We start from the raw sequence: 26,270 nt of genomic DNA on the forward strand, positions 1-26,270 counted from the left end.
GAATCGGCTCGCCGCTCGCGCGCCGACGCGTCGGCGCATATGCGACTGCAAGGTGTCACATGAATGACGACGCGCTGACCTTCGACGCGCTTCGCCCGCGCCTGCAGAAGATCGCGTACCGCATGCTCGGCTCCGTCGCGGATGCCGAGGACATCGTGCAGGACGTGTGGCTGCGCTGGCACGAGGCGACGGGCGAGGCGATCGAGAACGCCGAGGCGTGGCTTGTCACGGTGACGACGCGGCTGTCGATCGACCGACTGCGGACGGCCAAGAGCCGGCGCGAGCAATACCCCGGCATTTGGCTGCCGGAACCGGAACTCGGAGATTCGCCCGCGACGCCGGAAGAATTGACGGAGCGCGCGAACGACGTATCGGTCGCGTTTCTGATGCTGCTCGAACGACTGACGCCCGAGGCGCGTGCGGCCTTCCTTCTCCACGAAATCTTCGACGTCGACTACGAGCAAATCGCGAAGGTGATCGGCAAGACCGAAGCGGCCTGCCGACAGCTGGTCAGCCGGGCGCGGGCGCAACTGCGCGACGAGCGCCGGCCGGGCCGAGCCGTCCCGCGCGCGACGCACCTCCAGTTGCTGCAGACGTTCTCGCGAGCTGCCGCGCAAGGCGACTTCCCGTCGATCCAGGCGCTGCTCGCCGAAGATGCAATGCTGATCGGCGACGGCGGCGGCAAGGTGCAGAGCTTCCCGAAGCCGATGCTCGGCGGCCGGCGTATCGCTCAGCTGTTCTACGCGGCGTGGCTGCGCTACGGCAGCGGTGTCGAGATGCGGCCGGTGGTGCTGAACGGTCAGTGGGCCATGCTGCGCTTCATCGTCGGACAGCTTGAATCGGCAATGGCGTTCGAGACGGACGGCACGCGCATTGTCCGGATCCTCGTGCAGCGCAATCCGGACAAACTGGCGCGCATCGCGGCCGTCCACCCCGCCGCGTGACGGCGGACGATCGGCGATCGGGCGTGGGCCACCCTGCGCCGATTGATGCAGCCGACGCAACACGATGCGTCCCTTCCCGTACCTTCCGCACCCGGCGGCGCACTCCTAAGATGACTTCGCGCGGCTCACTGCCGCTCGCGGCACCCGCGCAGCGCGGGTGATCCCCCTCTTCATCGCCAGGAGCCGTCATGACGCAGCGTCTCAACTACGTTCAGCAATCGCCTGAACTGTTCAAGAAATTTATCGAGCTCAGCAACCTGCTGCGCAGCAGCACGATCGAGGAATCGATCCGCGACCTGGTGTCGATCCGGGCGTCGCAGATGAACGGCTGTGCCTTTTGCCTCGACATGCACGTAAAGGAGGCCCGCCTTCATGGCGAGCGCGAACTGCGCGTGCACCATCTCGCGACATGGCGCGAATCGACGCTTTTCTCGCCGCGCGAGCGAGCGGCGCTCGCATGGACCGAGGCGCTGACGAAACTCGGTGAACACGGCGTCCCGGACGACGTCTACGACCGCGTGCGCGGCCAGCTATCCGAAAAGGAATTGTCGGATCTAACGTTCGAGGTGATGGCCATCAACGGCTGGAACCGCGCGAACGTGGCGTTCCGGACCGTGCCCGGTTCGTCGGACAAGGCCTTCGGCCTCGACAAGGCGAATCTCGCCTGAGCCTCGGGCCTGCCGTTTCGTCCATCCTTTTATCGCCGCCGTCCGACTGCGGCCGGCGGCTCACAGGAATCCCCAGATGATCCGCATGAAACACGCGCTGCTGCTCGCGCTTTTGGGCGGCGTGATGGCCGCCGGCGCGCAGGCGGCACCCTCGGCGATTGTCGCGCCGCTGATGACGAAGCCGCTCGACGACTATCCGGGCAAGGAAGCCGAGATGATTTCGGTCGAGTACCCGCCCGGCGCGGGCGATCCCGTCCACCGCCACTACGCGCACGCGTTCGTGTACGTCGTCGAGGGCTCGATCGTGATGCAGGTGAAGGGCGGGCAGTCCGTCACGCTGAAGCCGGGCCAGACGTTCTACGAAGCGCCGGGCGACCTGCACACGGTCGGCCGCAACGCGAGCCTGACGCAATCCGCAAAGTTCATCGTGCTGTTGTTGAAGGACAAGGGTGCGCCCGTGCTCGTGCCGGAAAAGTGAACCGGACATGACCTCCCGCTTCCCCGAAAAAAAAATGGACCGACGGTGTCACAGGCGGCGGAGCCGAAACGTCTTGTCGAATACGGAACCACGACTTTCGCGCCCCCATGTCCGACACCTCCATCCGCCGCACTGACGCCGACGATCCGTTTGCCCGCAGCTTCTCGAGCTGCTATGCGGGCGTCGTCACCTTTCTTGCCGTTGTCACCGAAGGGAGCTTCGCCCGCGCGGCCGACCGCCTCGGCGTCGGCCGCTCGTCGGTCAGCCGCCACGTGCAGCGGCTCGAGGACCGGCTCGATACGCGGCTGTTCCAGCGCACGACGCGCAGCATGTCGCTCACGCGCGAGGGCGAACTGTTCTACGAGAACTGCCGCCCGGGCATCGACCATCTCGCGCAGGCGCTCGAGGACATGCGCGAACTGCGCAGCGGCCCGCCCAGCGGCCACCTGCGGATCGGCTCGACGCCCGGCTTCGGCCGCAAGGTCATCGCACCGCTGCTGCGCGACTTCCACGCGCGGTACCCGGACATCTCGCTCGAGCTGCTGCTCAACGACCGGCCGGTCGACTTCTCCGCGGATCGCATCGATGTCGCGTTTCGCGACGGGCGCATGGAGGACAGCGCGATCGTCGCGCGCCAGTTGATTCCGATGCAGATGATCGTGTGCGCGTCGCCGGCATACGCGCATCGATACGGCTTGCCGCGCCACGTCAACGAACTCGCGCAACATCGATGCATCAATCTGCGCACCGCGTCGGGCCGCGTGAAGGAATGGGAATTCAAGGTCGACGGGCTCGCGCAGCAGGCGCAGCTCGCCGCGCATCACACGTTCAACGACATGGATCTCGTCGTGCGTGCCGTGCTCGACGGGCTCGGCATCGCCCAGCTGCCCGCCTACCAGGTTTGCGACCTGCTGGCCGACGGGCAGCTGGTGAGCTGCCTCGGCCAGCATGCGCCGGACGATGGCGGCCATTACCTGTGCTACCTGAGCCGAAAGCACCTGCCGACACGCATCCGCGCATTTATCGACTACATGATCGAGCAGACGCGCGCACGCGACCTGCAGTGCCCGACGACGATGACCACGATGACGACGACGTTCGAGGCGGTCGATTGATGCATGCGCGACAACACTGTAGGGGCCTGTGGTGCCCTATCGGGCCGAACGGTCCGTGCCTACCATGCGCACTGTTCGAACGGCGCGCAATTCGATGCGTACGCCGTTCGGCAACAGACAGGCGTCGTCGCGACCACGCGACGCACGCCGGATTCGGTAACACGCAGCGGCGCGCGACGCGCACGCTCGTTCAAGGAGAACATTCGTGAAGATCGTCGTCATTGGTGGGACCGGGCTCATCGGCAGAAAGGTCGTCAAGTATCTCGGCGCGCGCGGCCGCGAAGCCGTCGCGGCGGCGCCTGCGACGGGCGTCAATACGATCACCGGCGAAGGACTGCGCGACGCGCTGGCGGGTGCGGACGTGGTGGTCGATCTCGCGAACGCGCCGTCGTTCGAGGAGGCGGCCGTGAAGGCCTTCTTCGAGGTGTCCGGGCGCAATCTGTTCGAAGCCGAGCACGCGGCTGGCGTGCGCCATCACGTCGCGTTGTCGGTGGTCGGAACCGATCGTCTCCATCAAAGCCCGTACTTTCGCGGCAAGATCATCCAGGAGAACCTGATCCGGGAGTCGGGCATACCGTTTACTATCGTGCGCTCGACACAGTTCTTCGAGTTCCTCGGCGCGATCGCTCAATCGGGTACCGACGGCGAACGGATCCGGCTGACGACCGCCCACTTCCAGCCGATCGCGTCGGACGACGTCGCCTCGGCCGTCACCAATTTCACGCTCGGTGCACCGCTGAACGGCATCGTCGAAATCGGCGGTCCGGACCGCGTGGCGATCGCCGACCTCGTTCAGCACTTTCTGTCCGTCACGCACGACGCACGCACGGTGATCCGCGACCCGGCGGCTGGCTACTTCGGCGCGACGGTGCAGGACGATACGCTCGTGCCGGGGCCCGGCGCGCATCTCGGCGCCACCACGTTCGACGCATGGTTCGCGCAGAACCGCGCGGCAAGCTGAGCGAATACCGACGATCGCGCGTGCCATGACTCCGTTGCGCCCACCGCCGCTATCGCTGCTCGACAAGTATCGCGGACGCGAGCCCCAGACGCTGTATTCGGCCACGGTGACCGTGACGGGCGGCGCCGCGGCGCATGGCCGCGCATCGGGCATCGCCCGCTCGGACGACGGTCAGCTCGAGCTGGCGTTGCGTCTGCCGCCCGCGCTTGGCGGCCCCGGCGACGGACCCAACCCGGAACAGTTGTTTGCCGCGAGCTATGCCGCGTGCTTTCACGGCGCGCTGAGCCTGCTGGCCGCGCAGGCGGCCGTACCGATGGACAGCGCGTCGGTGTCGGCGTCGATCGACTTCTGCCGCGATCCGATGGACGGTCTGTTCATGCTGAATGCCAATATCCGGGTTCGGTTGCCGGGCGTCGAGCGCGCGGTCGCGGAAGAACTCGTTCGAAATACCGAGCGCTTCTGCCCGTACACCAAGATGGCGCACGACGGCATCACCCAGGTCGTGGCCCTCGCGTCCGCCGACGATTCGCGCGAAGACTGAGCGCGTGTCGTCATTCTCGCGCGACGCTCTTCCGTGCCGGAAGTCTGCGTCGCGCCACGTTCACCTTCGTTTCCATGAGGGACTCATGCCGTCATTCGACAAGCAAGTCGTACTGATCACCGGCGGTGGCGCCGGCATCGGGCTCGCGGCCGCCGTCGCGTTCGCGCGCGAAGGCGCGCACGTCGTCATCACGGGGCGCCGCGAGGCCGCGCTGGCCGCCATCGCGCAAAGCGTGCCCGGCGTCAGTTACGTCGTCGCGGACGCCGGCAATGCGGCCGATGCGGCTCGCACCGTGGATGCCGTGATCGCGCGCTGCGGACGGCTCGACGTGCTCGTCAACAACGCGGGTGCCGGCGCCATCCTCCCGCTCTCGTCGGCCAGCTTCGAAGCGATCAGCGCGATCTTCGCCGTCAACACGCTCGGGCCGTCGTTGCTGGCGAGCGCTGCGCTGCCGCATCTGACCCGCGTGCGAGGCAGCATCGTCAATGTGTCGAGCACGTACGGGCACAAGGCTGCGGCGCTGCTGTCGCACTACGCGGCCAGCAAGGCGGCGCTCGAACATATGACGCGCTGCTGGGCGCTGGAACTCGCACCGGCCGGCGTACGCGTCAACGCGGTGGCGGCCGGCCCGACCGAAACGGAATTCCTGTCGGAGCGGATGAGCCTGTCGACCGCCCAGGTCGATGCGATCAAAGCACAAGAGCGCGAGCGCATCCCGCTCGGCCGGCGCGGCGAGCCCGAGGACGTCGCGGCCTGGATCGTCGCAATGACCTCACCGCAGGCGGCATGGATGACGGGCCAGGTCGTGACGGTCGACGGCGGGCTCGACGCCACGTGAGCGGCGGTTGTTTCCGCCGATCGCGCGTCGGATGCAGTGCCGTTCAGATTCCGTATGGCACGGCTGACAATCTGAATCTCGGCTCGCCCGATGGTTTCCCCGCAGCGAGGCGTACACCATGCACCTACGAAAAGCGTACACGCTGCCCGAGTTCATCTACTGGTCGAGACGGCAATTTTACGCGTTGATCGCGTGCGGCTCGGTGCCGATCTGCCGTCAGATCGAACGTGAACTGCTGGATATGCTCGGCGAAACCCGTCACGCCTCCGACGGGGAGCCTGACGCGTGCATCGTTCTCTAACGCGTGCCCAAGAACAACGTTCGCCATCGTGGCTTGTTGTCTTTAGAACAACATCGTGTGGGCATTCTCGACGCTACTGGCGTTCGCCTCCGCTCACTAGAATGCTTCGCATGCCCGGTCGAATACGAGCAAAAAGGAAGCGCAAACGCTTCGCACTCGTGCTCGTGAACCGCGCTGCCCGGTGCGAATGACTCCACTCAATCAACAGGACTATTGAATATGAGCGCAACCATCCACAATGGGCGACCCGTCACCGACAATCTCGGCAGAGGCGGTTCGGGCGAGCTCGTGCCTTCCCGCTACGCCGTGCGCGTCGGCGACGTCGATGTCGTGCTGATCAGCGACGGCGTTCTGCCGCTGCCGACCTCCACCATGTCCACCAACGTGAGCGAAGCGGACCGCAACGCATGGTTCGACGGTCGCTTCCTGCAACGCGACATGTTCGACTGGGCGTTGAATATCGCGCTCGTGCGCAGCGGCGAACGCCTGATCCTGATCGACTCGGGCGTCGGCGACGGTTTCGAATACTTCACGCGCGCCGGTCAGTCGATGATGCGCCTGGAGTCGGCCGGCATCGACCTGGCCGCGATTACCGATATCGTGATCACGCATATGCACATGGACCACGTCGGCGGCCTGAATGTCGATGGTGTGAAGGCGCGGCTGCGCCCGGACGTGCGCATTCACGTGTCGGCGAAGGAAGTCGCGTTCTGGAAGGATCCGGACTTCAGCAAGACGGTGATGCCCGAGACCGTTCCTCCGGCGCTCCGCAAGGCCGCCGCGAAGTTTGTGGAACGCTACCGCGAAAACATCGTGCCGTTCGATCAGCGCGTCGACATCGCGGCGGGCGTATCGGCGCGCGTGACGGGAGGGCACACGCCGGGGCACTGTGTCGTCGATGTCGCATCGAAAGGCGAGAAACTGACCTTCGTCGGCGATGCGATTTTTGAAGTCAACTTCGACCATCCCGATTGGCAGAACGGCTTCGAGCATGATCCCGAAGCGTCGGTGGACGTGCGGATCGCGCTGCTGCGCGAAGCCGCCGAGACGGGCGCGATGCTGGCCGCGGCCCATGTCGCGTTCCCGTCCATCGGCCACATCGCAAAGAACGGCGATCGCTTTCGTTTCGTGCCCGTGACGTGGGATTACTGATCGATTCCCGCGTATCGTGCGTCCGGCGACGTTGCACTGACAATTGGTGAAAGGTCGCCGCGCGTTCACGAGATTCGCGGCGCTTCCCCGGCAGGCAGCGTTTCGAGACTCGCAAAAAAAACGCCGCCGTACTTTCGTACGACGGCGCCCGTTATGCGCTGCCGCAGCGAGAACGCGCACAGCCGAATCGCGCGCTTACCCCGCCACGGCGAGATTCCGCTCCGCGACCTCGTCGACGGCTTCCCGCACGATCGCGACGATCTCGTCGGCCTCCGCACGCGTCATCACGAGCGGCGGCGCGAAACCGAGAATGTCGCCGTGCGGCATCGCGCGCGCGATTACACCGCGCTGCAACGCGGCGGCCGACACCTGCGCGCCGATCTTCAGCGCGGGATCGAACGGCGTACGCGCGTCCTTGTCGGCCATGAACTCGAGCGCCGCGAGCATCCCGACACTGCGCACTTCGCCGACGAGCGGATGCGCACCGAACGCGTCGCGCAGCTTCGCGCCGAAATACGCGCCGACTTCGGCCGCATTGCCGACGAGGTTTTCGCGTTCGAGAATCGCGAGGTTCGCGAGCGCGGCGGCCGCGCAGACCGGATGCCCCGAATACGTCCAGCCGTGGCCCATCGGCCCGTGCTCCTGCGAGCCGCGCGCGATCACGTCCCACACCTTCTCGCCGACGATCACGCCCGACAGCGGCGCATAGGCACTCGTCAGCCCCTTCGCGACGGTGATCAGATCCGGCTCGATGCCGAAGTGCTGCGCGCCCATCTTCGAGCCGAGGCGCCCGAACCCGCAGACGACCTCGTCCGAGATCAACAGAATGTCGTGCTTGCGCAGCACCGCTTGAATCGCCGGCCAGTAGCCGGCCGGCGGTTCGATGATGCCGCCCGTACCCATCACCGGTTCCGCGATGAACGCGGCGATCGTGTCGGCGCCCTCGCGCGCGATCAGCTTCTCGAGCTCGTCCACGCAGTACGCGACGAACTGCGTTTCGCTCATCCCGACCGGCGCCTTCCGGTACCAGTGCGGACAAACGGTGTGCTTCACGCGGTCGATCGGCAGGTCGAAATGCTGATGGAAGCTCGGCAGGCCCGTAAGGCTGCCCGTCACGATACCCGAACCGTGATAGCCGCGTTCGCGCGAGATGATCTTCTTCTTGTTCGGACGGCCGAGCACGTTGTTGTAGTACCAGACGATCTTGACCTGCGTCTCGTTCGCATCGGAACCCGACATCCCGTAATAGACCTTCTTCATGCCGGCCGGCGCCCAGTCGATGATGCGCGACGACAGCTCGATGATCGCGTCGGACGAGTGCCCGACATACGTGTGGTAGTACGCGAGCTGCTTCGCCTGCTCGTACATCGCGTCGGCCACTTCCGTGCGGCCGTAGCCGATGTTCACGCAGTACAGGCCGGCGAATGCGTCGATATAGCGCTTGCCCTGATGGTCCTCGATGCGAATGCCCTGGCCGCCGCGCACGATCTTGCCGGGCAGCGCGCCGGTTTCGTGGTCGTACGCGTGCGTCGACGGATGCATGAAGTGGGCACGGTCCTCGCGCAGCAGCGCGTCGATGGATTGCGTCATGATGAACTCCTTTGAATGATCAGGCCGCCGCCGCGACGGGCAGGCCGAGGTTGCCGAGACAGAAGTACTTGGTTTCGGTGAACGGTTCGAAGCCTTCGATGCCGCCTTCGCGGCCGAGGCCCGACGCCTTCATGCCGCCGAACGGAATCGGCGCACCGGTGAATTTCACGCCGTTGACGGACACCATCGCGAAATCGAGCCGGCGCACGAGCTGGAAAATCGTGTCGATGCGCGTCGCGCACACATACGCGGCGAGCCCGTACTCGGTGTCGTTCGCCTTCGCGACGACTTCATCGAGCGTGTCGAATGCGCATACGGCCGAGATCGGCGCGAAGTTTTCCTCGTCGTAGACGCGCATGCCGGACGCGGCGTCCGCGATCACCGTCGGTTCGTAGAACCAGCCGCCGAGCGCATGCGGGCGACCGCCGGCCACGATGCGCGCGCCGCGCGCACGCGCGTCGTCGACACGCGCGACCGTGGCGTCGAATGCCGCCTGATGCATCAGCGGCCCGACGTCGACGTCCGGCTCGAACGCCGGTCCGGTCTTCAGTTCGCGCACGGCATCCGCATAGTGCGTGACGAATGCGTCGTAGAGCGGGCGCGCGACGAAGATCCGGTTCGCCGCGCAGCAGTCCTGCCCCGACGTCTGAAACTTCGCAGCGACCGCAATTCGCACCGCCTGATCGAGATCGGCGTCCTCGGTCACGATGAACGGCGCGTTGCCGCCGAGTTCGAGCGCGACCTTGCGGATGCCCGCACGCGCGGCCGTTTCGGTCACGAGGCGGCCGACACGCGTCGAGCCGGTGAAGCTCACCGACCGCACGCGCGCATCGCCGACCAGCGTTTCCATCGCCATCTGCGGCTCGCCGAGCACGACGTTGAACACGCCGGCCGGGAAGCCGGCTTCGTCGGCCAGCTGCGCAAGGGCAAGCGCCGAGAACGGCGTCTCGTGCGCGGGCTTCACGACGGTCGTACAGCCGACCGCGATCGCCGCTGCGGCCTTGCGCGTGATCATCGCGGCCGGGAAGTTCCACGGCGTGATCAACGCGGCGACGCCGACCGGCTCCATCACGGTGCCGAGCTGCGCGCCGTCGATATGCGTCGGTATCGTGCGGCCTGCGACGCGCTTCGCCTCGTTCGCAAACCATTCGACGAAGCTTGCCGCGTAGCGGATCTCGCCGCGCGCCTCGGCGAGCGGCTTGCCCTGCTCGAGCGAGAGCAGCGCGGCGAGGTCGTCGAGGTGGCGCAGGATCAACGCGTGCCAGCGCAGCAGCGCCGCACTGCGCGCGGCCTGCGGCGTCCAGCGCCACGTTTCGTAGGCACGCTGCGCGGCATCGATCGCCGCGACGATCTGCGCACGCTCGAGCATCGGCACGTGGCCGATGACGGCCTGATCGGCCGGATTCACGACGGCGACCGTCGCGGCACTGTCGCTGTGAATCCAGCGACCGTCGACATAGCACATCGACTTGAACAGAACGGGGTGTCCGGGCAGCATGCTGTGTCTCCTCGTTGGTTGGGCACGAGCTTCATTCTGTCGTGCCGCCGGCTCCGGAAATTTCGGTTTATGCGGCCGGCGCTTGCGGTTTTTTCGGTATTGCCGCGCGCCGGCGCGAAGTTTTCATTGCCAGTCCGGCGCGCCGCCGGATTCGCACTTCACGACCTTCGTCACGATGTACGTGAAGTAGCGCTCGATGCCGAGGTCTTCCATCAGCAGCGCATCGATGAAGCGCTGGTAGTGATCGATGTCGCGCGCGACCACCTGCAGCACGTAGTCGACGCCGCCGCCCGTCGCGTAGCATTGCGCAACCTCGGGCGCCGCGCTCACGCGTTCCTCGAAACGCCGCATGTCGGGCGCGGTATGACGCGACAGCGTCACCTCGACGACGATGCGGCTGCCCGAGAACGCGCCGACCCAGTCGACGTCGGCCCGGTAGCCGCGAATCACGCCGCTTTCCTCGAGCTTGCGCACGCGCTCCCACGCGGGCGAGATCGACAGGTTCACGGCTTCCGCGAGCTTCGATTTCGTGATGCGCCCGTCGCGTTCGAGAATGCGCAGGATCGCGAGATCGTATCGGTCGAGCTTGATCACGGCGTGCGCATCCTATGCAGCGACCGGAATGTTGCGCTCGACGATGTCGGCGACCACCGCGATCGTGTCGCCGGCCTGCACGAGGCCCGGGAAATGCCGCGCGGCCAGCAGCCCGCGCCGCTTTGCGACGTATTCGACCGGTGCGACGCCGGTGCGGTCGATGTCGTGCACGCGCGCGAGCACGTCGCCGGCCTCCACTTCGCTGCCGAGGTCGCAACACATCTCGAGCAGCCCGCGATGCTCGCTCGTCGTGAAGCACGCGCCGTCGGGCATGTCGAGCAGCGTCGTCGTACGCGGCGCCGTGCGCGCGACGCCGCCGTCTTCGTTCGGATGCGTCGCCAGCACGCCGGCATGCGCGAGAAATCCGCGCACGCCGCGCTCGGCGATCGCGACGCTCGCCGCGGTCGACGTGCCGCCGCCGCCGAGTTCGGTCGACACGAACACCTTGCCGGCCGCTTCGGCCGCCGTGTCGTACAGGCCGACGCTGTCGAGTTCGAGCATGCGCATCGAATACGGCGCGCCGAACGCGCGCATCGCACGCTCGCAGCGCGCTTCCTGCTCGCGATCGTCGAGCACGTGAATCGCCGCGAACGGCACGAAGTCGAGCGTGCGCCCGCCCGCGTGGATGTCGAGCACGTGCGTCGCGAGCGGCAAGAGGTGCCGCTGGAAGTAATCGGCGATCTTCTCGGTCACGGTGCCGTCGGGCCGCCCGGGAAAACTGCGGTTCAGGTTGCCCGCATCGATCGGCGACGTACGGCGCCCGGCACGAAACGCCGGATAGTTCATGAACGGCACGATGATCACGCGGCCCGTCACGTCCGACGCCTTCAGCGAACCGGCGAGCTTCGCGAGCGCGACCGGTCCTTCGTACTCGTCGCCGTGATTGCCGCCCGTCAGCAGCACGGTCGGCCCGTCGCCGCGCTTCACGACGGTCACCGGAATCATCACCGCGCCCCACGCGGAGTCGTCGCGCGAGTACGGCAGCTTGAGGAAGCCGTGCTGTTCGCCGTCCGCGTCGAAGTCGACGGTCGGCACAATCGGTGAAGCACGCATCGGTCTACTCCTTCACGAACAGCTTGCGCGGCGTGTTGCAGAACGTCTCGACACCGGTTTCGGTGATCAGGATGCTTTCGGTGATCTCGAGGCCCCAGTCGTCGAGCCACAGCCCCGGCATGAAGTGGAACGTCATGCCCGGTTCGAGCACCGTGCGGTCGCCCGGTCGCAGGCTCATCGTGCGCTCGCCCCAGTCCGGCGGATAGCTCGCGCCGATCGGATAGCCGCAGCGGCTGTCCTTCTCGATGCCCGCGCGGCGCAGCACCGCGAAGAACGCGTTGGCGATGTCCTCGCAGACGTTGCCCGGCTTCGCGGCCGCGAGCCCGGCCTCGATCCCTTCGACTACCGCGCGCTCGGCCTCGATGAAGTGCGCCGGCGGCTTGCCGAGATAGACCGTGCGCGACAGCGGACAGTGATAGCGGCGGTAGCAGCCGGCGATCTCGAAGAACGTGCCGGCGCCGCGCTCGAACGTCGTGTCGTCCCAGGTCAGATGCGGCGCGGCTGCGTCGGCGCCGGTCGGCAGCAGCGGCACGATCGCCGGATAGTCGCCGCCGAAGCCGTCGGCGCCGCCGATGCCGGTCGCGTAGATCTGCGCGACGAGATCGCTCTTCTTCATGCCCGGCTCGATCGTCTCGACGATATGCGCATGCATCCGTTCGACGATGCGCGCGGCCACGCGCATGTATTCGATCTCGCGCGGCGACTTCACCGCGCGCTGCCAGTTCACGAGTGCCGTCGCGTCGACCCAGCGCGCGGCGGGCAGGTGCTTCTGCAGCGACGCGTACGCGGCCGCGCTGAAGTAGTAGTTGTCGAGCTCGACGCCGATGCGCAATGCGCCCCAGCCGCGCGCCGCAATCACTTCGGTCGACAAGTAGTCCATCGGGTGGCGATCCGGCGACTGCACGTAATGATCGGGATAGCCGACGATGTCGTCGTGCGCCATGAACACGGTGCGCTTCGCGCCGTTCGCGTCCTGGCCGCGGCCGAACCACACGGGTTCGCCGTCCATCGGCAGCAGCACGCACTGGTGTACGTAGAACGACCAGCCGTCATAGCCGGTCAGCCAGCCCATGTTGGTCGGGTCCGTGACGATAAGCAGGTCGATGCCGGCCCGCTCCATCGCCGCGCGCGTCTTCGCGATGCGCGCAGCGTATTCGCTGCGCGCGAACGCAAGACGCGGCGCGGCTTCGTAGGTTTCGATGACTGCAGACATCTGTCTCCTCTCAGGTCGTGAGGTCGTTGTGAAAAATCGTTCCGGCGCCCGCGGCGCGGGCGCGCTGCAGCGCGAGAACGGCAATGGCAGTGTCCTGCGCGCCGGTTCCGGTCAGGTCGCAGATCGTGATCTCGTCGCGATGCGTGCGGCCGGCGCAACGGCCGGCAATCACTTCGCCGAGTTCGGGAAAGACCGCGTCGGCCGCGACGGCGCCGGCCGCGATCGCATGCCGCAGCTCGCCGACCACACGGGTCTGCTGCAAGCGGTCGCAGACGTAGCGCGCGGCCGCGAATATCGACGGCGCGAGTTCGGTCTTGTATTCGGCATCGGAGCCCATCGCAGTCACGTGCAGCCCCGGATGCAGATCCTCGGCATTCACGAGCGGCTCGCGGCTCGGCGTCGTGGTGACCGCGATGTCGGCATCGGCGAGCGCCGCATGCACCGATCGCGCGACGGTCGCCTCGATGCCATGCGCGCTGCGCACGTCGGCAGCAAATTGCGCCGTACGTGTGGCATCGCGCGCCCAGACCGTCACATGCGCGACGTCGCGCACGAGCCGCAATGCGTCGAGCTGCAGCCGCGCCTGTTCGCCGGCGCCGATCACGGCCACGCGCCGCGCATCGGCCCGCGCGAGATGACGCGCGGCGACCGCGCCCGCGGCGGCGGTGCGCACGGCGGTCAGATAGCCGTTGTCGAGCAGCACGGCCTCGGTCAGGCCGGTACGCGCGGACAGCACGAGCATCAGCCCGTTCAGGCTCGGCAGGCCGAGCGACGGGTTGTCGAAGAAGCCGGGGCTGATCTTGATCGCGAAGCTGTCGAAGCGCGGCAAGTAGGCGGTTTTCACATCGACTTCGCCGTGACGCGCAGGCAGCGCGAGATTGAGGATCGGCGGCATCGCGACGGGCTCCGTCGCGAGCGACACAAACGCGGCTTCGACCTGATCGATCGCGTCGAGATCGAGCGGCACCAGCGTGCGCAGTTGCGTCTGGCCGAGCAGCGTGATGGGATGCGCCATATCAGTTCTCCGCAATCAGCCGGCGATGCGCGGCCATGTCGATGTTCGCGCCGCTCACGACGACCACGATGGGCCCGTCGCGCCGGCTGCGCGGAACGGCTTCGTCGAGCAGCGCAGCGATGCCGACCGCGCCCGCACCTTCGACGACGAGCCGCTCTTCGCGATACGCGTGCGCGATGCCGCGTGCGATCGAGCGCTCGTCGAGCAGCACGACGTCGTCGGCCAGCGCGCGCGTGAGGTCGAACGTGTAGCGGTTGTCGAGACCGAGGCCGCCGCCGAGCGAATCGGCGAGCGTCGGCTGTTCTTCGACGTCGACGGGACGACCGGCAGCGAGGCTCGCATGCATGGCTGCGCCGCGCGCCATCGACACGCCGATCACCGCAATCGACGGCCGGATCGCTTTCGCGGCAAATGCGACGCCGCTGAACAGCCCGCCGCCGGACAGCGGGACGATCAGCGTGCCCGCATCGGGCAGCGCTTCGAGAATCTCGACGCCGATCGTCGCCTGGCCCGCGATGATGCGCGGATCGTCGAACGGCGGCACGTACGCATAGCCTTCGTCGCGTGCGAGGCGTCGCGCCTCCGCCTGCGCGTCGTCCTGGCTGTCGCCGACGATCGCGACGCGCGCGCCGAGCGCGGCCACCGCATCGACCTTGTTCGCCGGCACGAGCGACGACATGCAGACGGCCGCTTCAAGGCCGAGCGCGCGCGCCGCATGAGCGACCGCGCGCCCGTGGTTGCCGGTCGATGCGGTAACGACGCGCGTCACGCGCTGCGCCGCGAGTTCCGCGAGCACGTTGGTCGCGCCGCGGATCTTGAAGCTGCCCGTCGGCTGCAGCGTTTCGAGCTTCAGGTGGACGGGAACGCCGGCGCGCGCCGACAGCGCAGCGGACGCGACGAGCGGCGTGACGCACGTGCGCCCGGCGATGCGTTGGCGCGCGCGGTAGACGTCGGACAGCGACAGGAAGGACATGGAACGCACGCCTCATTGATGTGGTGCGATCCAGTCTAATGTTCCAAATTGCGCTTTCGAATGTCCTGGTACATTGTGCGGCGCTCGTGTGCGGCGCCGCATCGCTGCAGCGGAAAGTCAGTGGAAATCGTGCACGTGCGGATATTGCTCGAACACGCCGGCCATCGTCTCGAGCGCCGCATTGCACGCGGCGTCGGTGGTTTCCGCGCCGATGCACACGCGCACCGCGTTCGGCCGCTCGGTACCGCCGACGAGAAACGGATCGGGCGACGTGACCGCGATCTTGCGCGTGCGCAATTCGCGCACGAGGCGATCGGCCTGCCAGTAGTCGGGCACGCGCAGCCACGCCGACAGCGCGTTCGGATGCGCGCCGAGCAGATACGGTCCGAGCGCGGCCTTCACCATCTCCTGCCGCACCGCGAGCCGTTGCCGCTGCAGCTCGACGAGCCGGCGCGCGGTGCCGTCCGCGATCCAGCGCGTCGCGATCTCGGCGATCGGCGACGTCGCCATCCAGCTGCTCACGCGCAGCACGCTCTCCACGCGCAGAGCAAGGCGCCGCGGCATGGCCAGGTAGCCGGTGCGCAACCCCGTCAGCACCGATTTCGTCATGCTCGTGCAGTAAAAGCCGAGCTCGGGAATCATGCTCGCGATCGGCGTGGCGGTTTTGGCGGGAAGCGCGCCGTACACGTCGTCCTCGATCACGTACACGCCGTAGCGCGCCGCAATCCGCGCGATCGACCGGCGTCGCGAATCGGACATCATCGAAACGGTGGGATTGTTGAGCGTCGGCGTGCAAACGAGCGCGCTGATCCGCTCGCCGTCGCACATTTCCTCGAAGTGTTCGGGGCGGATCCCGTGCTCGTCCATCTCGAGCCCCTTCAGCGTAAACCCGAGCACGTTCGCGGAGCCGATCACGCCATGATCGGTCAGGCTTTCGCAGAGCACGGTGTCGCCCGGGCCGACGATCGACGCGAGCGCGAGAAAAATGCCGTGCGCGGCACCGTTCGTGATCAGCAACGATTCCGGGTGCACGGGCATGTTCAGCGACGCGAGCCAGGCGGCGCCGGCTTCGCGATGCGCGTCGAGGCCGGCGATCGGCCGGAACGAGCGGATCCACGGCTGATCCTCGGTGCCGGCCAGCTCCGCGCAGACGGCCCGCCATGCCGCGTCGTGTTCCGGCGTATGCACGATGCGCGCGATCGAGAAATCGACGAGCTCGCGTTCGGCCGTATCGAGCATGTAGTTCGACATCGACTCGGTCACGCGCGCGGCGACGAAGCTGCCGCGCCCGACCTCGCAGCGGATCAGGCCCTGCCTTTCGAGCTCCTTGTACGCGTTGGTCACGGTCTGCACGCTGACGCCGAGACTGGCCGCGACGTCGCGCTGCGGCGCGAGCCGTGCGCCGGGCGCAAGCGCGCCGCTCTCGATGTCGGCGGCGATCGCTTTCACGAGCCGCTTGTATTTCGACTCGATGCCATGCACGGCGCCGATCGCGTCGTGCCAGCGTGTCGATACCTCGGTCCGTCCCATCTCGATGTCTCCGTCGTTGCTTCCGCATGGTCGCTCAGAAAGACACCCGAAAAATATTGTCCTAGTGCAATCGCGTGCGAAAGCAGGACGCTGCGGGCCGTACCGCGGCGTGCACTTCGCGTGCCTGCTACGCATGTCTTACGAAAAGATGACAGTCCGGCCTCCGCACGCGCGGCGCCCGCGCCGTGCCCGAGCGCGGTGTCGCGGAACGGCTGACGTCAGACTATTCAATATTGAGCGCACCGGACCGGACGAAGGCACAGCCTCGGCATCGCGCCGCTTGACCGTGCGTCGCGCGCGGCCTAGATTCGTCGTTGCGGGCGGCCGAACCGCACGACGACGTGACAGCCGGGTAACAACGAACGATAGTTTGCTATCGAATGGTTTTGCCCTATCATCTCGCCCATGACGAATCTGCACGATCTCCGCCTCGCCGTCAGCAGCCTGCTGGTGCTCAGCGCGCGCAAGTGGCGCCGCGCGAGCGACAGCATGCTCACCGCGTACAACGTGTCCGAAGCGTGCGCGACGCCGCTGCTGATCGCCGGTCGCCTCGGCGAAGGCGTGCGTCAGGGCACGCTCGCCGAGTACGTCGGCATCGAAGGACCGTCGCTCGTGCGTCTGCTGGATCAGCTGTGCGCGGCCGGCCTCGCGCGCCGCGACGAAGATCCGCACGATCGTCGCGCGAAAACGATCTCGCTGACGGCCGAGGGCCGCGCCGTCACCGAGAAGATGGAGGAAGATCTGCGCGTGCTGCGCGCGCAGGTGCTCAAGGGGATCTCGCGCAGCGACCTCGAAGCGACGCTGCGCGTGCTGACCGCATTCAATGGCGCCGACGCACATGCATCGACGCCGCGCGCGCCGCACTCCGCCGCTTCCGCGTCATGACCTACCCGAGCCTTCGCGACTGGCTGTTCTCGGGCAAGACATTCGCCGCATCGATGCTGGCGCTGTATCTCGGCCTGTACTTCCAGCTGCCGCGTCCATACTGGGCGATGGCGAGCGTCTACATCGTGTCGAACCCGTTCGTCGGCGCGACGCGCTCGAAGGCGCTGTATCGCGCGCTCGGCACCGCACTCGGCGCGGCGGCGGCGATCTTCTTCGTGCCGCCGTTCGTCGAGACGCCGCTCCTGTTCAGCGTCATCGTCGCAACATGGTGCGGCACGCTGCTCTACCTCGCGATCTCCGACCGCACCGCGCGCAGCTACGTGTTCATGCTTGCCGGCTACACGATGCCGCTCGTCGCGCTGCCGACCGTGACGAACCCGGCCAGCGTGTTCGACGTCGCGATCGCGCGCACCGAAGAGATCGTGCTCGGGATCGTCTGCGCGAGCGTGGTCGGCAGCACGGTGTTTCCGAACCGGCTCGCGCCGACGCTGATCGAGCGCACCGACGCCTGGTTCAGGGATGCCGCGTTCTACGGGCGCGAAACGCTGTCCGGCCGTATCGCCGGCAAGGCATTGAGCGCCTGCCGGCAGCGGCTCGCGACCACGATCACGGGCCTCGAATTCCTGCTGAGCCAACTGAGCTACGACCATGCGCATCCGCGCGTGCTGTCGCGCGCGCAGGCGCTCGCGGGGCGAATGCAGCTGTTCCTGCCGCTGATGTCGTCGCTTGCCGATCCGCTCATCGCGCTGATGCGCGACCTGCACGTGCGGCCGCCCGCACTCGATGCCCTGCTCGCCGACGCCGCGGCGTGGTTCGACGCACCGCTGCCCACGATCAAGCCCGGCACCGACGGCGACATGGCCGACGATCCGGTCGCGGACCGCCTGCGCGCCGGCATCGCGGCGCTGCAGCCGACCGACGAGGCACTCGCGAGCTGGGACGGCGCGCTGCTGTCGAACGCGCTATGGCGGCTGCGCCAGGTGATCGACATCTGGCAGGACTGCCGTTCGCTGCGCGCGCTGATCGCGAACGAATCGGGCGTGTGGCAGCCGCGCTACCGGCACTGGCGGCTCGGCGGCACCGAGCGCTTCTTCGATCGCGGCATGATGCTGTTCTCGACGCTGACCGTCGTCGGCGCAATCGTGTTCGCATGCTGGCTGTGGATCGAATCGGGCTGGCACGACGGTGCCGGCGCCGTCACGCTCGTGGCCGTCGCGTGCAGCTTCTTCGCGGCGCTCGACGAACCGGCGCCGATGGTGTTCCGGTTCTTCCTCGCGACGGCCGCGAGCGTCGTGTTCGCGGGGCTTTACCTCTTCGTCGTGCTGCCGCACGTGCACGATTTCCCGATGCTCGTGCTGATGTTCGCGGGCCCGTTCATCCTGATCGGCACGCTGCTGCCGCGACCGCAGTTCAACATGGTCACGATGCTCGTCGCGGTCAACACGGCGACGTTCGTCAGCATCCAGGGCGCCTACGACGCCGACTTCTTCGTGTTTCTGAACAGCAACCTTGCAGGCGTCGCGGGACTGCTGTTCGCCTACGTGTGGACACGCGCGACGCGGCCGTTCGGCGCCGAGCTCGCGGTGCGGCGGCTGCTGCGCTCGGGCTGGGAGGACGTCGCACGCTCGGCCTCGACGCAACCGCTCGAGGACCAGCGCAACCATGCGTCGCGCATGCTCGATCGCGTGACGCAACTGCTGCCGCGTCTCGGCGCCTCCGACGACCACCGTCATCCGTCGATCGAGAGCTTCCGCGACCTGCGCATCGCGCTGAACGCGCTCGATCTGCGCCGGCTGCGGCGCAAATTGTCCGGCGATCTGTCTGACGCGATCGATCGCGTGCTCGCCGGCGTAACCGACCACTACGCGCGCTGCGCCGCGGCGAACGCGCGTCAGCCGGTACCGCCCGCGCTGCTCGAATCGATCGACGATGCGCTGCGGCGCGTGGTCGGCCGCAATCTGCCCGGCGCGGTACCCGCGCCCGGCGATGCGCCGCCGGCCGGGCACGCGATCCCGGTCATGCATCGCCGGCTGCGCGACGCGCTGCATGCGCTCGTCGGCCTGCGTCTGTCGCTGTATCCGGCCGCGTCCACGCGCGCGCCGCAAACGCCCGACGGAGCGCAGGCATGATGCCGCTTCCCTACCCGACTTTCCGACCGCGACCATGATCGGCGAAATCGACATTCTCGGCGTGTTCGTGCCCGCTCCGCTCGTGCTGATGCTGATCGCCTACCTGATCAACGTCGCCGTGCGCACCGTGCTCGATCGCATCGGCTTCTACCGCCTCGTCTGGCACCGTTCGATCTTCGATCTCGGCATCTACGTGTTCGTATTCGCCGCCGTCGTGATCGTGTCCCACCATTTCGTGGCTACCTAACGTGAACGTGAAAAAACCCTGGCTCTCGGCAGGACAGGTCCTGCTCACCCTGATCGTCGTCGTCGTCGCCGCGCTCGTGCTATGGCGCGTGATCGACTACTACATGTTCTCGCCATGGACGCGCGACGGGCACGTGCGCGCCGACGTAATTCAGGTCGCGCCCGACGTGTCGGGGCTGATCACGTCCGTCGAAGTCGCCGACAACCAGGCCGTCACGCGTGGGCAGGTGTTGTTCGTGATCGACCGCGCGCGCTACGCGCTCGCGGAACGGCTCGCCGAAGCGACGCTCGCCCAGCGCCGCGCGACGCTCGCGCAAGCGAAGCGCGAATATGCGCGCAACCTGCAGCTCGGCAATCTCGTCGCGAGCGAGCAGGTCGAGGAGAGCCGCACGCGCGTCGAGCAAGGCGAAGCGGCGGTGCAGGATGCGCAGGTGTCGCTCGACACCGCGAAGCTGAATCTGCAGCGCACGACCGTCGTGAGCCCCGTCGACGGCTATCTGAACGATCGCGCACCGCGCGTCGGCGAATACGTGCCGGCCGGCCGTGCCGTGCTGTCGGTCGTCGATCGCAACTCGTTCCGCGTCGACGGCTATTTCGAGGAAACCAAGCTGCGCGGCATCCATATCGGTCAGCCCGTCGACATCTTCGTGATGGGCGAACCGCACTCGCTGCGCGGTCACGTGCAGAGCATCGTCGCGGCGATCGAGGATCGCGACCGCACGCAAGGGTCGAACCTGCTGCCGAACGTGAATCCCGCCTTCAGCTGGGTGCGGCTCGCGCAGCGCGTGCCGGTGCGCGTCGCGCTCGACGAAGTGCCGGACGATTTCCGCATGATCGCGGGGCGCACCGCGACCGTCGCCGTGCGCGCGCCCGATGCGCGGCGCCGCGATCGCGCGCAGCCGGTCGCGCCGGCCGCACCTGTCGCACCTACCGCGTCCGGCACGGCCGCCAGCGCGGCGGGAGCGTCGCAATGAAGCGGCCCGGTCTTCGCGTCGCGGCGACGCTTGCACCGCTCGCCCTCGCGCTCGGCGCATGCAAATCGGTCGGCCCCGACTACACGCTGCCGCAGCAGGCGTACGTGAACGCACCGCTTGCCAATCACGCGCTCGACGATGCGAACGGGACGCTCGTTTCGCACGATGCGGTACCCGGCAACTGGTGGCAGCTGTACGACGATCCGGCGCTCAACGACCTCGTGCGCAGCGCGCTGACGTCGAATACCGACCTGCGCGTCGCGGCGGCCAATCTCGCGCGATCGCGTGCGGCGCTCGAGGTCGCGAACCAGCAGGGCGGCTTCTCGGGCCGCACCGAAGCCGCGGTGCAACGCGCGCAGGAATCGGCCGAGCAGTATCTGCTCGAGAACAAGCTGCCGGTCGTCAACGAAGGGTCGGTCGGCATCAACGTGTCGTACGAGATCGATCTGTTCGGCAAGCTGCGGCGCGGCGTCGAAGCGGCGCGCGCGGACAGCGAGGCCGTGCAGGCCGCCGCCGATCTCGCGCGCATCACGGTCGTCGCCGACGTCGTGCGCGCTTACGTCGAAGCGTGTTCGGCCGGTGAGGAGCTCGAGATCGCGAAGCAATCGGTCGCGCTGCAGCGGCAGCGTGTCGCGCTGTCGCAGCGGCTGCGTGACGTCGGTCGCGGCAATCAGACCGAGGTGACGCGCGGCGTCACGCAGGTCCGCACGCTCGCCGCCGACATCCCGCGCTTCGAAAGCCGCCGCAAGATCGCGCAGTACCAACTCGCCGCACTGCTCGCGCGCGCACCGGCCGACTTGCCGAAGGCCGTCACCGAATGCGCACGGCTGCCGAAGCTGCGCCGGCCGATTCCGATCGGCGACGGCGCCGCGCTGCTGCGCCGCCGTCCCGACGTGCGCGAGGCCGAACGTCAACTTGCGGCTGCGACTGCGCGCATCGGCGTCGCGACCGCCGCGCTGTATCCGTCGATCAGCATCGGCGCGTCGGCGGGATCGGTCGGCGTCGCCGCCGATCTCTTCTCGTCGACGACGAATCGCTGGTCGTTCGGCCCGCTGATCAGCTGGACCTTTCCGGTCAACGGACAGCGCGCGCGTGTGCGCGAGGCCGAAGCCGCGACCGGCGGTGCGCTCGCGCATTTCGACGGCGTCGTACTGAATGCGCTGCGCGAAACGCAGTCGAGCCTCGCCGCGTATGCGGCCGACGTGCAGCGCGCGGACGAACTGCGTACCGCGTACGAGTCGGCACGCAGCTCCGCGGACGAAACGCATCGGCTCTATCGCGCCGGACGCGAGTCGTTCATCGCCGATCTCGACGCGACACGCACGCTGACCAGCGTGCACGCGCAAGTCGCGGCCGCCGAAGGACAGGTCGCGGCCGATCAGGTGAGATTGTTTCTCGCGCTCGGCGGCGGATGGGAAGGTGACGCGACGCCCGCTGCATCGCAGCAGGAGACGTCGTCGGCACGGCCGGCGACGGCGGACGGCGGACGGCGCGGCGAATAACGCGCGATAAGCGTGTCGTGCAGGGCGAATGCCGCACGCCGGTCGCATCGGCGGTAAACTCGACCGCACTTTCGTTGTCCATTTGCCGCGCGCGATGCGGCCCGTCCCCGGAGACTCGCCATGCGAACCAGTGCCCGCAATCAATTCACCGGTCAGATCAGCGCCGTCAAGACGGGCGCCGTCAACGACGAAATCACGCTGCGCACGCAGGACGGCCTCGAGATCGTCGCGGTCATCACGCACGGCAGCGCCGCGTCGCTCGGCCTGTCGACAGGCACGAAAGCGTTCGCGCTCGTGAAGGCGTCGTCGGTCATCGTGATGGTCGATGTCGATGCCGGCAAGGTCTCGGCGCGCAACTGCATCGCGGGCACCGTCGCGTCGGTCGCGAAGGGTGCCGTGAATTCGGAGGTCGCGATCAGGACGGCCGGCGGCACCGAGATCATCGCGATCGTCACGAACGATAGCGTCGAGCGACTCGGACTCGCGAGCGGCAGCGCCGCGACGGCGATGTTCAAGGCATCGAGCGTGATCGTCGGCATCGAGTGAAGGATTCGAAGCCGGTTGATGCGAGCGCGTGTGCGGCGGGCGCCGAGACGTTGCCGTCGCTGCTGTCGGGCGCGGTCGATCAGCGCAATCCGGACGCGAGACTGTTCGCCATGCTCGTTGCGGCGCGCGCGCGCCGCAACGAGCTCGCGCTGCTCGGTCTGTCGCACGCGCAATTGATGCGGCTGCTCGCGCGACATTTTCCGGCGCTGTCCGGCGACGTCGCCGCGGCATTGGCAGCGCCTTTTATCGTTCGCTCCTTGCCGCCCGCACATGCCACGTTCGTCGCGACCTTGCATGCACTGCTGATGCGCGATGTCGGCGCTGCAGTGGCGGTCGACGACGCCGACTGCGTCGCTTCGATCATCGCGCATGCGTGTCTGCGCGGTGATCATCTGTGGCGCGATCTCGGGCTCGACGGCCGCGACGCGGTCGCGACGATGCTCGATCGCTATTTTCCTGCGGTCGCGGCGCGCAACGTCCGCCAGCTGCGCTGGAAGAAATTCCTTGCGCAGGAAGCCGCTGCATCGCTCGGCTTGCCGCCGGGGCCCGCGCCCGGATGTCCGGGCTGCGAGGACTTTCCTGTTTGCTTTCCTCCGCAGCGATAGTCGGTCGCGACGGTTGCGTGACTGCGTCGCCTCGGTTCGCTGTGCCGCTACTCGGAGCATCTCGCCATGACGGATATTGCCAGCCCCAATCTGCCCTCGCGCGATTTCGACGCGACGTCGCGCTTCTACGCCAAGTTCGGTTTTATCGAAACCTGGCGCGATGAAGACTGGATGATTCTGCGGCGACGCGATCTGTTACTCGAGTTCTTTCGGCATGCCGATCTCGATCCGGCTGAAAGCTGGTTCAGCTGCTGTTTTCGCCTCGACGACGTCGACGCGTTCTTCGATGAAGTGATCGCGGCCGGCATACCGGAGACGACGACCGGATGGCCTCGCGTGCATCGGCCAAAGCGCGAGGCGTGGGGTGGTAAGGTCGGTGCGCTGGTTGATCTCGATGGAACGTTGATTCGGCTGGTTCAGAACGGCGGGTGAATGTAGGCCGTTGGGGGCTTGTGGGGCGAACGGTGGGCGGTGCGCCGTGCGCGGATGCTGTCGGTACGGTGGTTACGCCTGGTGCGTCGGTCACTGAAGATTGCGCCCGATTGATGAACGCGTGCGCCTTGCTTACCAGGCGTCGCGTTGCTCATCGAGAGATGGGCGAAGGTATCGCATCATTTCCGGCGAGCCTCGCGTCGAAAGGGACCATGGACGATGGCGATGTCGGCGCAGGATGTGGTCTCGAACACGGAGCATCGGCAGCGCAATGGGCTCAAGTCCGTTCGTTCATGGCGAACGGTATGTGTCGTCGCTCGATCAGGATCACGAATTTTCCGAGCTGCACTTCGCACGAATCGTGTGCCGACTTCGCTTGGGAACGCGAAATGCTACGCGTCGATGAACCGTGCAAGCATCCATGCCGCTGCTCGCGCGGTGACATTTGTCACTTCGCGTTTACCGCGCCGCAGTTCAGAACGACGCGACAGGTCGGCTGCATGCCTGCCGCCGAAGACGTCGCCGCGCGATGGCGCGGCGACGTATCCGACCTTACTCGTTACCAGCCGCTTGCTGTTCGACCTGCGGCGCCGGTTCTGCCGGCCGTTGAGTGTCCGCGGCGGCCGGCTGCTGCACGGCGGCGTCCGTCTGCGCGTCGGCCTTCGGCTGCTGCGCGCCCTTCGCCGGCTTCGCAGCACTCTTGCCGGGACGCCGCGACTTCAGGTGTCGCGCACGCGCCGCATCGTCGCGCGTCACGCGCCCTGCTTCGTTGCCCTGCAGGTCGACGCGGACCGCATCTTCAACGAGGCACGACCAGTAACGGTTGCCGCGACACCACGTCGACATCGCATCGCGCAGCTCCGCTTCGCTCAGACCGAGCGTCTGTGCTTCGCGCGCGAGGTCTTCCCAGATGCCGACCTTCAGCGGCACCTTCGGTGCCGGATTCTTCGGGAAAGCGCGCGGAAAACGCCGTTGCAGTTTTCCGATCGCGACGATCACGGGATCGACGGGCGCCGACGGCTTTGCCGGCGCGGCCTTCGCGCTCGTCGCTGCTTTGGTGCCGGCACCCGATTTGGCCCCGCGAGGCGGACGATCGCCGGACGGCTTCGCGCCGGTGTCCGGACGCGTTGCCGGCCGCTTCGCGTTCCGTTCCTGCTTGGCCTTCGCTGCGAGCTGCGCCCGCAATTCGGCAAGTTGTTCAAAACCCATAAATTCAATCCACCAGGAGTGTAAGGCGTGATTCGCGCGGCCATCGCGCGTATCGACGTCGGACCACGCGCTTCGCCGCATCGGCTGCAGCATCTGCCGCCGACGCGGATCGCGACGAAACCGCATCGCGCACGCCACTGTTTCAGGCACCGGCCAAGATGCCGGACAAGGCAGGAGTCGAAGTATACCGGTACGCGCGGATGACGGCTGACTCACTGGTCCGGATCGGCCGGAATGCGCGGACGCGGACTGCGACCGACGGGTCGGTGAGCGCAGGAAAGCGGCGGTGCTGGGTAACGAAAATGGACGGGATGTCAGGCGCAATTGGGCACGATGATTTCCGGTGTGGCGGCGTGCTGCGCGACGGGAAGGAACGATTCTCCAATCGTGAGACGGAGGCATGGTGCCATGAGGAGTCGAGATCGCGTTGCGCAAGATCGCGCGAATCTTGCCACCTATATCCCGCAGCCTCAGCGGTGCGATGAACGGACGGCGCGAAACGCGCGTCGATGCCCGTCTATTTCGTTGCGTACGCATCCTTTTCGTCCCGAGTCGCATCGCTGCCGAAAAGCACGAAAGTGCGTAGTATGTCGTGCAGCGTCCGGCTGTTGTGCGTTCACGTTATCGCGTGCCGGGCCGCATACACATTGCCTATGCAAACCCGGTTGCGCAACGGAGCAGATCCATGGTTTCCCCACACGACACCGCGCAGGAAGACGTCACGCGCGAGGAAATTCATCATCGGCAGATCGACATGCGCGGTTATCGACGCAGCGACGGCTTGTTCGAAGTGACGGCGTGTCTGACGGACCGAAAGCCTGTCGACTTTACGCCGCCCGGCGATGCGCGGATGATCGCCGCACATGCGCCGATTCACGATCTGGGCGTCACGCTTGTCTTCGATGGCGACATGATCGTTCGCGCGGTTTCCACCTTCATCAAATCGCATCCGTACGCGCAATGTCCCGGCGGCGGCGATTCGCTGCAGGCGCTGGTCGGCCTGCGCATCGGTGCCGGGTGGAACAGCGAGGTCCGCAAGCGTCTGCCATCGTGCGACACCTGCACGCATTTGAAGGAGATCCTTACGCCGCTCGCGACGGCCGCGTATCAGACGATGGTCGGATTTCGCCCGTCGTCGCTGAACGAGTACGACAGCAACGGCAAGCCGGTGAAAATCGACAGCTGCTATGCCTACGGCGCTTCGCGCGATCTCGTAAAGCGTCTCTGGCCGGAACATCATCGACCGGAAGCGGCGAAGACGGGAGATTAGTCGAGCGC

The 26,270-nt window shown here is 67.0% G+C and carries 26 protein-coding genes; 17 read left to right on the forward strand and 9 right to left on the reverse strand.

Annotated features, from left to right (window positions below; translation table 11 throughout):
* Positions 1–59 precede the first annotated feature (59 nt).
* From BCR55_RS26890 to BCR55_RS26930, 8 genes are all read left to right on the forward strand, one after another.
* A complete protein-coding gene (locus BCR55_RS26890; protein ID WP_006411389.1) occupies positions 60–944 on the forward strand; it encodes an RNA polymerase sigma-70 factor in 885 nt (294 codons plus the stop codon).
* A gap of 188 nt (positions 945–1,132) precedes the next feature.
* Positions 1,133–1,612 carry a carboxymuconolactone decarboxylase family protein gene (locus BCR55_RS26895; RefSeq protein WP_006399314.1) on the forward strand — a complete coding sequence of 160 codons (480 nt, stop codon included), beginning with the start codon at positions 1,133–1,135 and terminating at the stop codon, positions 1,610–1,612.
* Between the two features lie 76 nt (positions 1,613–1,688).
* Positions 1,689–2,090 carry a cupin domain-containing protein gene (locus BCR55_RS26900; RefSeq protein ID WP_053299133.1) on the forward strand — a complete coding sequence of 134 codons (402 nt, stop codon included), beginning with the start codon at positions 1,689–1,691 and terminating at the stop codon, positions 2,088–2,090.
* A gap of 107 nt (positions 2,091–2,197) precedes the next feature.
* Positions 2,198–3,205: a LysR family transcriptional regulator gene (locus BCR55_RS26905; RefSeq protein ID WP_006405491.1), complete on the forward strand. Its 1,008-nt coding sequence runs from the start codon at positions 2,198–2,200 to the stop codon at positions 3,203–3,205.
* A 205-nt stretch (positions 3,206–3,410) separates the two neighbouring features.
* The gene (locus BCR55_RS26910; protein WP_065496815.1) at positions 3,411–4,166 is read left to right on the forward strand and encodes an SDR family oxidoreductase; all 756 of its coding nucleotides are present in this window, start codon (positions 3,411–3,413) and stop codon (positions 4,164–4,166) included.
* A gap of 25 nt (positions 4,167–4,191) precedes the next feature.
* Positions 4,192–4,707, forward strand: coding sequence for an Ohr family peroxiredoxin (locus BCR55_RS26915; RefSeq protein ID WP_006405494.1), 516 nt, complete (start codon positions 4,192–4,194; stop codon positions 4,705–4,707).
* Positions 4,708–4,792: 85 nt separating this feature from the next.
* On the forward strand, positions 4,793–5,545 hold the full coding sequence (locus BCR55_RS26920) for an SDR family NAD(P)-dependent oxidoreductase (RefSeq protein WP_065496817.1): 753 nt from the start codon (positions 4,793–4,795) through the stop codon (positions 5,543–5,545).
* A gap of 520 nt (positions 5,546–6,065) precedes the next feature.
* The gene (locus BCR55_RS26930) at positions 6,066–6,998 is read left to right on the forward strand and encodes an MBL fold metallo-hydrolase (protein ID WP_065496819.1); all 933 of its coding nucleotides are present in this window, start codon (positions 6,066–6,068) and stop codon (positions 6,996–6,998) included.
* Between the two features lie 195 nt (positions 6,999–7,193).
* Here BCR55_RS26930 and BCR55_RS26935 read toward each other — a convergent pair whose 3' ends face one another.
* The 8 genes from BCR55_RS26935 to BCR55_RS26970 all read right to left on the reverse strand — a co-directional run bounded on the left by BCR55_RS26935 (position 7,194) and on the right by BCR55_RS26970 (position 16,464).
* The gene (locus BCR55_RS26935) at positions 7,194–8,588 is read right to left on the reverse strand and encodes an aspartate aminotransferase family protein (protein ID WP_059936040.1); all 1,395 of its coding nucleotides are present in this window, start codon (positions 8,586–8,588) and stop codon (positions 7,194–7,196) included.
* Positions 8,589–8,607: 19 nt separating this feature from the next.
* On the reverse strand, positions 8,608–10,086 hold the full coding sequence (locus tag BCR55_RS26940; protein WP_065496821.1) for an NAD-dependent succinate-semialdehyde dehydrogenase: 1,479 nt from the start codon (positions 10,084–10,086) through the stop codon (positions 8,608–8,610).
* Between the two features lie 123 nt (positions 10,087–10,209).
* The gene (locus BCR55_RS26945; RefSeq protein ID WP_006405501.1) at positions 10,210–10,680 is read right to left on the reverse strand and encodes an Lrp/AsnC family transcriptional regulator; all 471 of its coding nucleotides are present in this window, start codon (positions 10,678–10,680) and stop codon (positions 10,210–10,212) included.
* A gap of 12 nt (positions 10,681–10,692) precedes the next feature.
* A complete protein-coding gene (gene doeB / locus BCR55_RS26950; protein WP_006405502.1) occupies positions 10,693–11,733 on the reverse strand; it encodes a N(2)-acetyl-L-2,4-diaminobutanoate deacetylase DoeB in 1,041 nt (346 codons plus the stop codon).
* Positions 11,734–11,737: 4 nt separating this feature from the next.
* On the reverse strand, positions 11,738–12,946 hold the full coding sequence (gene doeA, locus BCR55_RS26955; protein WP_006399328.1) for an ectoine hydrolase DoeA: 1,209 nt from the start codon (positions 12,944–12,946) through the stop codon (positions 11,738–11,740).
* Positions 12,947–12,956: 10 nt separating this feature from the next.
* Complete coding sequence (locus BCR55_RS26960) at positions 12,957–13,961, reverse strand: cyclodeaminase (protein WP_065496827.1); 1,005 nt, start codon at positions 13,959–13,961, stop codon at positions 12,957–12,959.
* 1 nt (position 13,962) lies between these two features.
* Positions 13,963–14,934, reverse strand: coding sequence for a hydroxyectoine utilization dehydratase EutB (gene eutB / locus BCR55_RS26965; protein ID WP_065496831.1), 972 nt, complete (start codon positions 14,932–14,934; stop codon positions 13,963–13,965).
* 117 nt (positions 14,935–15,051) lie between these two features.
* Positions 15,052–16,464 (reverse strand): PLP-dependent aminotransferase family protein, encoded by a 1,413-nt coding sequence (locus BCR55_RS26970; RefSeq protein ID WP_006405505.1) that lies wholly within the window; start codon positions 16,462–16,464, stop codon positions 15,052–15,054.
* 405 nt (positions 16,465–16,869) lie between these two features.
* Here BCR55_RS26970 and BCR55_RS26975 point away from each other — a divergent pair, with 405 nt between their 5' ends.
* The 8 genes from BCR55_RS26975 to BCR55_RS27010 all read left to right on the forward strand — a co-directional run bounded on the left by BCR55_RS26975 (position 16,870) and on the right by BCR55_RS27010 (position 23,783).
* On the forward strand, positions 16,870–17,349 hold the full coding sequence (locus tag BCR55_RS26975; protein ID WP_006405507.1) for a MarR family winged helix-turn-helix transcriptional regulator: 480 nt from the start codon (positions 16,870–16,872) through the stop codon (positions 17,347–17,349).
* Positions 17,346–19,478 (forward strand): FUSC family protein, encoded by a 2,133-nt coding sequence (locus tag BCR55_RS26980; RefSeq protein WP_065496833.1) that lies wholly within the window; start codon positions 17,346–17,348, stop codon positions 19,476–19,478. Before BCR55_RS26975 ends, BCR55_RS26980 begins: the two co-directional genes overlap by 4 nt.
* A 34-nt stretch (positions 19,479–19,512) precedes the next feature.
* A complete protein-coding gene (locus tag BCR55_RS26985; protein ID WP_006399335.1) occupies positions 19,513–19,725 on the forward strand; it encodes a DUF1656 domain-containing protein in 213 nt (70 codons plus the stop codon).
* Between the two features lie 7 nt (positions 19,726–19,732).
* Positions 19,733–20,698: an HlyD family secretion protein gene (locus BCR55_RS26990; RefSeq protein WP_065497187.1), complete on the forward strand. Its 966-nt coding sequence runs from the start codon at positions 19,733–19,735 to the stop codon at positions 20,696–20,698.
* The gene (locus tag BCR55_RS26995; RefSeq protein ID WP_065496835.1) at positions 20,695–22,200 is read left to right on the forward strand and encodes an efflux transporter outer membrane subunit; all 1,506 of its coding nucleotides are present in this window, start codon (positions 20,695–20,697) and stop codon (positions 22,198–22,200) included. Before BCR55_RS26990 ends, BCR55_RS26995 begins: the two co-directional genes overlap by 4 nt.
* 120 nt (positions 22,201–22,320) lie before the next feature.
* A complete protein-coding gene (locus BCR55_RS27000; protein ID WP_006399338.1) occupies positions 22,321–22,746 on the forward strand; it encodes a molybdopterin-binding protein in 426 nt (141 codons plus the stop codon).
* Positions 22,743–23,351, forward strand: coding sequence for a nitrogen fixation protein NifQ (locus tag BCR55_RS27005; RefSeq protein WP_065496837.1), 609 nt, complete (start codon positions 22,743–22,745; stop codon positions 23,349–23,351). The genes BCR55_RS27000 and BCR55_RS27005 overlap by 4 nt, the downstream gene beginning before the upstream one ends.
* A 66-nt stretch (positions 23,352–23,417) precedes the next feature.
* Positions 23,418–23,783: a bleomycin resistance protein gene (locus BCR55_RS27010; RefSeq protein WP_006411385.1), complete on the forward strand. Its 366-nt coding sequence runs from the start codon at positions 23,418–23,420 to the stop codon at positions 23,781–23,783.
* Positions 23,784–24,335: 552 nt separating this feature from the next.
* Here the strand turns inward: BCR55_RS27010 and BCR55_RS27015 are convergent.
* A complete protein-coding gene (locus tag BCR55_RS27015; RefSeq protein ID WP_035947865.1) occupies positions 24,336–24,992 on the reverse strand; it encodes a ProQ/FinO family protein in 657 nt (218 codons plus the stop codon).
* Between the two features lie 685 nt (positions 24,993–25,677).
* Between BCR55_RS27015 and BCR55_RS27020 the strand changes: the two genes are divergently transcribed.
* Positions 25,678–26,262, forward strand: a complete 585-nt coding sequence (locus tag BCR55_RS27020) for a DUF2889 domain-containing protein (RefSeq protein ID WP_006405514.1) — start codon at positions 25,678–25,680, stop codon at positions 26,260–26,262.
* Positions 26,263–26,270 lie beyond the last annotated feature (8 nt).

This window comes from Burkholderia sp. CCA53 (genome assembly GCF_001685525.1).
Classification (GTDB): Bacteria; Pseudomonadota; Gammaproteobacteria; order Burkholderiales; family Burkholderiaceae; genus Burkholderia; species Burkholderia multivorans.

Bases quoted from the DNA above. Each gene is read 5' to 3' on its own strand.
- BCR55_RS26890 (WP_006411389.1), top strand. From the start codon at position 60: ATGAATGACGACGCGCTGACCTTCGACGCGCTTCGCCCGCGCCTGCAG.
- BCR55_RS26895 (WP_006399314.1), top strand. From the start codon at position 1,133: ATGACGCAGCGTCTCAACTACGTTCAGCAATCGCCTGAACTGTTCAAG.
- BCR55_RS26900 (WP_053299133.1), top strand. From the start codon at position 1,689: ATGATCCGCATGAAACACGCGCTGCTGCTCGCGCTTTTGGGCGGCGTG.
- BCR55_RS26905 (WP_006405491.1), top strand. From the start codon at position 2,198: ATGTCCGACACCTCCATCCGCCGCACTGACGCCGACGATCCGTTTGCC.
- BCR55_RS26915 (WP_006405494.1), top strand. From the start codon at position 4,192: ATGACTCCGTTGCGCCCACCGCCGCTATCGCTGCTCGACAAGTATCGC.
- BCR55_RS26920 (WP_065496817.1), top strand. From the start codon at position 4,793: ATGCCGTCATTCGACAAGCAAGTCGTACTGATCACCGGCGGTGGCGCC.
- BCR55_RS26930 (WP_065496819.1), top strand. From the start codon at position 6,066: ATGAGCGCAACCATCCACAATGGGCGACCCGTCACCGACAATCTCGGC.
- BCR55_RS26935 (WP_059936040.1), bottom strand. From the start codon at position 8,588: ATGACGCAATCCATCGACGCGCTGCTGCGCGAGGACCGTGCCCACTTC.
- BCR55_RS26940 (WP_065496821.1), bottom strand. From the start codon at position 10,086: ATGCTGCCCGGACACCCCGTTCTGTTCAAGTCGATGTGCTATGTCGAC.
- doeB (WP_006405502.1), bottom strand. From the start codon at position 11,733: ATGCGTGCTTCACCGATTGTGCCGACCGTCGACTTCGACGCGGACGGC.
- doeA (WP_006399328.1), bottom strand. From the start codon at position 12,946: ATGTCTGCAGTCATCGAAACCTACGAAGCCGCGCCGCGTCTTGCGTTC.
- BCR55_RS26960 (WP_065496827.1), bottom strand. From the start codon at position 13,961: ATGGCGCATCCCATCACGCTGCTCGGCCAGACGCAACTGCGCACGCTG.
- eutB (WP_065496831.1), bottom strand. From the start codon at position 14,934: ATGTCCTTCCTGTCGCTGTCCGACGTCTACCGCGCGCGCCAACGCATC.
- BCR55_RS26970 (WP_006405505.1), bottom strand. From the start codon at position 16,464: ATGGGACGGACCGAGGTATCGACACGCTGGCACGACGCGATCGGCGCC.
- BCR55_RS26975 (WP_006405507.1), top strand. From the start codon at position 16,870: ATGACGAATCTGCACGATCTCCGCCTCGCCGTCAGCAGCCTGCTGGTG.
- BCR55_RS26980 (WP_065496833.1), top strand. From the start codon at position 17,346: ATGACCTACCCGAGCCTTCGCGACTGGCTGTTCTCGGGCAAGACATTC.
- BCR55_RS26985 (WP_006399335.1), top strand. From the start codon at position 19,513: ATGATCGGCGAAATCGACATTCTCGGCGTGTTCGTGCCCGCTCCGCTC.
- BCR55_RS26995 (WP_065496835.1), top strand. From the start codon at position 20,695: ATGAAGCGGCCCGGTCTTCGCGTCGCGGCGACGCTTGCACCGCTCGCC.
- BCR55_RS27000 (WP_006399338.1), top strand. From the start codon at position 22,321: ATGCGAACCAGTGCCCGCAATCAATTCACCGGTCAGATCAGCGCCGTC.
- BCR55_RS27010 (WP_006411385.1), top strand. From the start codon at position 23,418: ATGACGGATATTGCCAGCCCCAATCTGCCCTCGCGCGATTTCGACGCG.
- BCR55_RS27015 (WP_035947865.1), bottom strand. From the start codon at position 24,992: ATGGGTTTTGAACAACTTGCCGAATTGCGGGCGCAGCTCGCAGCGAAG.
- BCR55_RS27020 (WP_006405514.1), top strand. From the start codon at position 25,678: ATGGTTTCCCCACACGACACCGCGCAGGAAGACGTCACGCGCGAGGAA.